Genomic DNA, 7,156 nt, shown 5'->3' with positions numbered 1-7,156 from the left:
GAGACCGATGATGTAGCATTATTCATATCATTTTTATTGTTTTTTTAAAGGTATTCATATGTTCGCTGCACTTGGAACGCCTGCGTCGACCAAAATCACTTCATCTCGTTTTGCCCCCGCTCCATCCCGCACACTGCTCTCGCAGATGTCGCCCGGTCTTTCGGAAATGCTACGTCATCGCAGCGCTATGACAGATTGCCATCGGGATAGGATGAGGGGTCACTGGCCGATAACGCCGCTACGGCTTTTCAACGCAACATATCAATACGCTATATGCAATTTATTCACCGTTGCTTGCTTATTTTACGGGTGTTCATCGGTCGCTTTGCTCGGTGGTACACATGATTTTATTCCCAATATAGCCGAAAACAAAAAAATGTTTTCCCTATATTTCCATAAAATAACGTGGACTTCACATAGCGCTGCGTTGGCAATAATTTAAAAAAAATTACAATCAACAACTTAGTATTTTTAAACACATGAAATACTTCTCCGTAAATCTATATAGAAAAATGCTTGATTGTGCCAAAGAGGAAGGCATGTCTGGAGAAGATTTTATGGATTTATCAACACCAATTAATGCCCTAAATCATTTGCAAGTGGTTTCGGCAGAAGAATTCTTAACCTTACATGAATTACTTGCTGATAAACTTGGACGCGGTTTTGCTGTAAGAGTGGGCCAAAAAATGATAATCAAAGATTACGGCGTTTTAGGACTTTCATGGCGCACTTGTTCTAGAGTAGGTGAGATTTTTGAACGTAGTGAACGCTACTTCAAACTATTATCCAATACATTTGATTGGCAAATTAAGAAGGAAGGAAGTGTTTCTCATATAGTACTCAATCGTGAAGCAAATAGAAAAGGAATGGAACTTTCAACTGAAGCTAGCCTTTCTGCTACAGTAGTAGTGCTGAAAGCCATGTCTGAGAAAAACATTTCTCCTATTCAGGTAAGTTTCAAACATAAAGAACCTAAGGATCTTACAAGTCATAAAAAAGCTTTTAATTGTCCTATCTTATTTGAACAATCGCAATACTCCATAAGTTATAGAACAGAAGATTTAAATTTAAGAACTGCTAAAGCAGATGCCAGCATTAATAGTTACCTTTTACAGCAAGTAGATGAAAAAACGAAAGGCATTAAAATTCCAGGCTCAAAATTTGTCCGAGATATTGAATCTCTAATAAAAGACGCTCTACCGACAGGAATTCCAAGTATTCATCATATTGCTGATCTAACTGCTATGAGTAATCGAACGCTGACGAGAAGACTTTCTGAAGCTGGCGTTACGTATCGTGACTTAATTAAAAAGACTCAAGAAACCATTGCAAAAGATATGCTCCGTAATACTACACAAAGCATTGGTGAAATTGCCTTCTTAACTGGTTTTTCCGAGCAAAGTGCGTTCAATCGTGCTTTCAAAAAATGGACAGATCTAACACCTTCAGAATTTAGAAAACCCAACTAAAATTATCCATTTGGCGTAAAATGTCAAAAGGTTGTCTTTAAGTGTCAAAAAAACCTTTTGAACCCTTCTCACCTTTGTACCATCAAATTAAGTAACTCATTCTGATGATGGTAACAATTTTAAAAATCTTAATAGTAATTATTGCAACACTTTTAGTTAATTCAAAGGATACTTATAAATCAATTGAAGCAAATAAAGAAGTACTGCTTCGTACTACTTAAACTATTCAGGTAGAAACTCTGGGGAGAAAGTTTTTCAAATTTTAGAAAACAAATACAACGTTTGCCATCGCAAACGAAACAAAAGACGCGTATTTACTAAAGAAAATATGGATACTTGGGCTAATGACATTTATAAACAAGTCTTTGTAAAAAAACGCATGCCAAAAGGAAGCAAATAAAGCTCCCTTTTATAGAATATCAAGAATTATTAGCCTGGATTTGGACGACTAAAAAATAAACTAAATGGAACTAAATTTTAAACTAACCGTATTGACGCTCAGTATCTTATTTACTGGACTAACCGCAGGATTGTGCTTTACATGGTCTAATTCCGTAACACCTGGTTTAGGTCGATTAGATGACTTAGGGTTTTTAAAAGCATTTCAAGCGATGAACAGGGCCATACTTAACCCAAGTTTTTTAATTGTGTTTATCGGTCCATGTTTATTACTTTTTGTAAATGCATTTGTATTCAAAAACACAAATAAGTTCGCATTTACTTCTTATTTGATTGCTGCGGTTCTGTTTTTTATAGGCGTGGGTCTGGTTACTGTTTTTAAGAACGTCCCACTCAATGAAATATTAGACAAAACGGTATTAGATACTGCCTCTAATGTGGAGTTGGCAGAATTACGAAAAACCTTTGAGAAGGCCTGGAATCGCTGGCATATCATCCGTACCGCATGCTCTTTTACCTCATTTACATTACTGGTTACAGGTCTAATATTCAACAAATAAAAACGAACAATCATGAAAAAATTAAGAGCCATTAGTATTGGAATTATTATCTGGATTATTGGAGTATGTGTATTTACACTCTCATCATATATCTTCATTTTAGAAGATGTAGAACAACAAGCCAATATGCTACTTTTTATTTCGGTAATGCCATTGGTCTGGTATGGAGCTAAGCAGTATTACAAGCAAGATATGAAGACTCATGGATATTGGGTAGGACAAACGTTCTTTTTAACGGCAACAGCCCTGGATGCTTTAATAACGGTTCCTTTTTTTGTCATCCCAAATGGAGGCTCCTATTATCAATTTTTTACAGATTTAGGATTTTGGCTTATTGGTGTAGAAATTATAGCAATAACAGTATTGTATTGGTACATCAAAACGGGAATAATTAAGAAACAAAATCAAACTACATAAAACGCAAATAATATGAAACAGAATATTTTAATTATCGGAGGCACCGGAAAAACCGGTCGCCGAGTCGCAGAAAATTTAAAGCAATCTGGACACAATGTGCGTATTGTAGGTAGAAAAACGAACCCTGTATTTGATTGGGAAAATCCTGAAACCTACGATGCTGCCTTAAAAGATATGGATAGGGCCTACATCGTGTATTATCCTGATTTAGCTGTACCTGGAGCAAGGGATGCCATTAGGAAACTAACTGAAAAAGCTTTAAAAGCGGGATTGGATAAAGTAGTGTTGCTTTCAGGTAAAGGTGAAACTGAAGCTGAAGCCTGTGAGGACATTGTTGCCATCTCAGGATTAAATTACACTTTAGTCAGAGCGTCATGGTTTAATCAGAATTTTAGTGAAGGAGCCTTTTTAGAATTTGTGCAGAATGGTACTGTAGCTCTTCCAATGCCAGAGGCTGAAATTCCGTTTGTAGATGTTGATGATATTGCAGATGTGGTTTCCAAAGTATTGGTAGATGATACTTTTAACGGAAAAACCATAACCGTAACAGGACCTCAAAAAAGGACCTTTAAGGAGGTGGTAGGCATTATGGCCGACGCCATAGATAAACCCATTCAATTTGTACCCATTTCCATTGATGAGTTTAAGGAAGGCATGAGTAAGGCAGGATTGCCTGATTCTTATGTTTGGCTCTTTGGTTATTTATTTAAAGAAGTATTAGGAAATGCAGAAAATCAAGAAGTTTCAGATGATTTTGCCAAAGTACTGGGTAGACCGGCTAAAGATTTTGAAACCTTTGCTAAGGAAACTGCGGCAACCGGAATTTGGAATTAGTGCAAAAAAGAATCAAAATGATATTAAAAAAGAGTACAATCACATTCGTCATTCTTTTGTATGCTATAGCAGTTCCTTTTTTAGAAATTAACAATACCCATGTTTTTAATCCAGATTGGACACCACATGCAAAAATCCATGAGGTATGGCAACTCATTACCAATTCTGCAATAGGAGTTTTATGTTTATGGTTAGTGTGGGTGAAAAAAGAGTTCAGGTTAAGCACAATTTTGAGCATGCTCATAACTGGTGGGTTTTTATTGGCTTACTTAATACAGGATTTCTATGGTGGCTCAATGAAATATTTAGACGGAAGTGAGAAAACTATTCTGGGTATCAATATCGGTGTGCTGGGATTTGGAATCGGGTTTGTGCTTTTGACATTGCTTTATTTCAGAAGTAGAAAAGAAACAAGTTTACAATAATGAAAACAAATTTAAAATTAATAATGACACTCTTATTTGTTCTATCTGCTATTCATTTAGTTGGGCAAAACAAGAGTAATCCTATTAATATCCATCAAATAGGAACTAGAATCGATAGCCTTTTAAATCATTATAATGAGAATGAACCAGGTGTTTCCATTGGTATTGTCAAGAACAATCAATTGATCTATGAAAAATACTTTGGATTGGCTAATCTTGATTATGAGATACCGATTCACCAAGAAACTTCTTTTCATGTGGCTTCAGTTTCAAAACAATTTACCGCATTCGCTATTCTCTTGCTTGAAGATGAAGGGAAACTGTCTTTGGACGATGATATTAGGATCTATCTTCCTGAGATGCATGAATTTGAGCCTAAAATAACCATTGCCCATTTGCTAAATCACACAAGCGGACTTAAAGATAAGTATAACCTATTACGCCTCTCTGGCTGGACGCTGGATGATGTCATTACCAATGAACAGGTATTGGAGCTTATTTTTAATCAAAAGACCTTAAATTTTAAACCCAACGAAAAGCATATGTATAGCAATGCCAACTATGCCTTGTTGGCAGAAATCGTAGCCAGAGTATCGAAGATGTCTTTTGCAGAATTTACGCGTAAGCACATTTTTGAACCCCTACAGATGTATGACTCAAAATTTGTAGATCAAAAAGGACAGGTGGTTAAAAACAAAAGCCTTTCCTATTTCAAAGTCGATTCAACTTACGTAGAAGACCTGTTTAACAACTTCAGTGTGGGTGCTACCAATTTGAACACGACAATTACAGATTTAAGTAAATGGGCCATTAATTATAACACAAAAAAAGTTGGTAGTGACCTCATCTTTAATAAAATGCAAACCTTACAGCATTTGAATAATGGAGAACTCTATGGCTATGCCAATGGTTTGTTTATTAATACCTATAAAGGGTTCAAACGTATAGAGCACAGTGGTCAAGACGCAAGTTATCAGGCCTATTTGGCAACCTTTCCAGAATTGAACTTGAGCGTGATTTTCACAAATATCAATGGTGGAATCAATGGTGCCAGAATGGTGTATGACATCATGGACATTTGTTTAGAACAATATGTTACCGATGAAACGGCTAAAAAGCCAACTGCAGAAAAATTGACTCATCAAAAACCAATATCAAAAACACCTGCAGAGTTAACAAGTTATGAGGGACATTATTGGGATGAAGGAGACAGCTATTCAAGAGAAATAAAAGTAGAAAACGACACCTTGCGTTTTATTACCAAGAATGGCAACACTGCCTTAGTGCCCGTAGGCGAACATGCTTTTGAAATGGATATTCATGACTATGTGGGTATCTCCTTTGCAAACAACCAGATGATTATGACACTGGATGATGGCTATCATATCATTTCAGAAAAATATACTCCTGCACAATACAATGCAACTACTCTTGAAGAATTTACCGGAAGATATTACAGCTCTGAACTGAATGCCTATTACTCGTTTTATGTAAAAGAAAATCAATTGGTTGCAAAACACACAAGACTGGGTGATTTCAAATTAACAGCCATTAAAAATGACTATTTCATCGGCAATAAAGGATCATTTCTAAAAGTGGTTTTTGTAAGAAACTCCTTTAATGATGTCATAGGTTTTGAAGTATCCAGCAGCAGAGCCAAAAATGTAGCGTTCAAAAAAATAAAATAATGAAAACTATATACTATACTTTGCTAATCTTGGTCTTCCTTTGTTTTTCTTGTACGAAAGAAAATCAGTCTAATTTAATGCTTTTAGATGCAAAGATTCCAACAGATACCCCTTTGATTTTTAGAAAAGGAATTATCTCTACCAATAACTACGAGTTTGCTATCACCTTTACTCCAGAAATGGACGAACTCTATTTTACACGGAGAAAACCTGGAGAAAACAACACAATTTATAGCATGCAGTTAGTTGACGATAAGTGGTCCAGTCCAAAACCAGCATTTTTTACAGCAACCGAAGGATGGGATTTTGAACCTCATATCAACCCAAAAGGGGATAAACTGTATTTTGGAAGTACACGACCTCTAAACGATACACTTAAGCTATCTGGATTGCACCAATGGTATAGTAAGAAAGAATCAAAGGGTTGGAGTACACCAATACCCTTGGAAAAACCATTCGTAGATAAATCTATAATCATGTACTTGACATCTACTGAAGAAGGTAATTTATACTTCACAACTGGAGAGAAGGGAGATGCTCCTGAAGATTGGGTTATTTACAACTCGATTCAAGAAGATTGTCAATACAAAAGTATTGATAGAATGGGTAAAGAGATAAACGCAAAGGGCAAATGGATTGCTCATTCATACATAGCTCCAGACGAAAGCTATATGATTTATGATTTTAAGAGTGATTCAGGTTATGGCGAAAGTGATTTATACATCAGCTTTAACAAAAATGGTGCCTGGACAAAGCCTTACAATCTTGGGCCTAAAATAAACACAGATCAAACTGAAATGGCGGCAAGTGTATCACCCGATGGCAAGTATTTATTTTTTCATAGAGGAGATGATACTGAGGGTAACATTTATTGGGTAGAGTTTAAACCAATAAAAGAAAAAATTAAAGAAGATGTGGGAAATAGATAACATCAATAAAAATGAATATAAAGAGGTGGTAAAGCTTTGGGAAGCTTCAGTTCGAGCAACACATGATTTTCTCAATGAAGAGGATATTGAATTTTTTAAGCCTCTAATTTTAAATACTTATTTAGATGCTGTTCAATTAAAATGCATTAGAATTAATAATAAAATAATTGGTTTTCTTGGAGTAGCTGATCATAATCTTGAAATGCTATTTATTCATCCTGATTTTAGAGGGAAAGGAATAGGTAAGACCTTATTGGAGTATGCCATTGAAAATTTAAACGTCACTAATGTAGATGTCAACGAGCAGAATGAACAAGCTGTTTGGTTTTACAAACATTGTGGCTTTGAAACCATAGGGCGCTCTGAATTGGATGCCTCTGGAAAACCATACCCCATTTTACACATGGTGTTTGCTTCAATAAAAAAATAGTTCTC

Annotated in this window: 8 protein-coding genes; all 8 read left to right on the top strand. The window is 35.7% G+C overall.

Features of this window, described 5'->3' with window-relative positions; genetic code table 11:
* The first annotated feature begins 479 nt into the window (after window positions 1–479).
* The 8 genes from R3X28_RS14920 to R3X28_RS14885 all read left to right on the top strand — a co-directional run bounded on the left by R3X28_RS14920 (window position 480) and on the right by R3X28_RS14885 (window position 7,151).
* Window positions 480–1,469, top strand: a complete 990-nt coding sequence (locus tag R3X28_RS14920) for an AraC family transcriptional regulator (RefSeq protein WP_317665337.1) — start codon at window positions 480–482, stop codon at window positions 1,467–1,469.
* A gap of 464 nt (window positions 1,470–1,933) precedes the next feature.
* A complete protein-coding gene (locus tag R3X28_RS14915; protein ID WP_317665335.1) occupies window positions 1,934–2,428 on the top strand; it encodes a DUF1772 domain-containing protein in 495 nt (164 codons plus the stop codon).
* 12 nt (window positions 2,429–2,440) lie between these two features.
* The gene (locus tag R3X28_RS14910) at window positions 2,441–2,845 is read left to right on the top strand and encodes a DUF5367 family protein (protein WP_317665333.1); all 405 of its coding nucleotides are present in this window, start codon (window positions 2,441–2,443) and stop codon (window positions 2,843–2,845) included.
* Window positions 2,846–2,857: 12 nt separating this feature from the next.
* Window positions 2,858–3,679 carry an NmrA family NAD(P)-binding protein gene (locus R3X28_RS14905; protein ID WP_317665331.1) on the top strand — a complete coding sequence of 274 codons (822 nt, stop codon included), beginning with the start codon at window positions 2,858–2,860 and terminating at the stop codon, window positions 3,677–3,679.
* Window positions 3,680–3,696: 17 nt separating this feature from the next.
* Window positions 3,697–4,104, top strand: a complete 408-nt coding sequence (locus R3X28_RS14900; RefSeq protein WP_317665329.1) for a hypothetical protein — start codon at window positions 3,697–3,699, stop codon at window positions 4,102–4,104.
* Window positions 4,105–4,127: 23 nt separating this feature from the next.
* On the top strand, window positions 4,128–5,792 hold the full coding sequence (locus tag R3X28_RS14895; RefSeq protein ID WP_317665327.1) for a serine hydrolase domain-containing protein: 1,665 nt from the start codon (window positions 4,128–4,130) through the stop codon (window positions 5,790–5,792).
* A complete protein-coding gene (locus tag R3X28_RS14890; RefSeq protein ID WP_317665326.1) occupies window positions 5,792–6,721 on the top strand; it encodes a hypothetical protein in 930 nt (309 codons plus the stop codon). Before R3X28_RS14895 ends, R3X28_RS14890 begins: the two co-directional genes overlap by 1 nt.
* The gene (locus tag R3X28_RS14885) at window positions 6,705–7,151 is read left to right on the top strand and encodes a GNAT family N-acetyltransferase (RefSeq protein ID WP_317665325.1); all 447 of its coding nucleotides are present in this window, start codon (window positions 6,705–6,707) and stop codon (window positions 7,149–7,151) included. The genes R3X28_RS14890 and R3X28_RS14885 overlap by 17 nt, the downstream gene beginning before the upstream one ends.
* Window positions 7,152–7,156: the final 5 nt, after the last annotated feature.

Origin of the sequence: Maribacter sp. TH_r10 (assembly GCF_033101095.1) — a bacterium.
Classification (GTDB): Bacteria; Bacteroidota; Bacteroidia; order Flavobacteriales; family Flavobacteriaceae; genus Maribacter_A; species Maribacter_A luteus.
The sequence above is the reverse complement of the archived record's forward strand: the minus strand, read 5'-3'. Positions and strand labels throughout refer to the sequence as shown.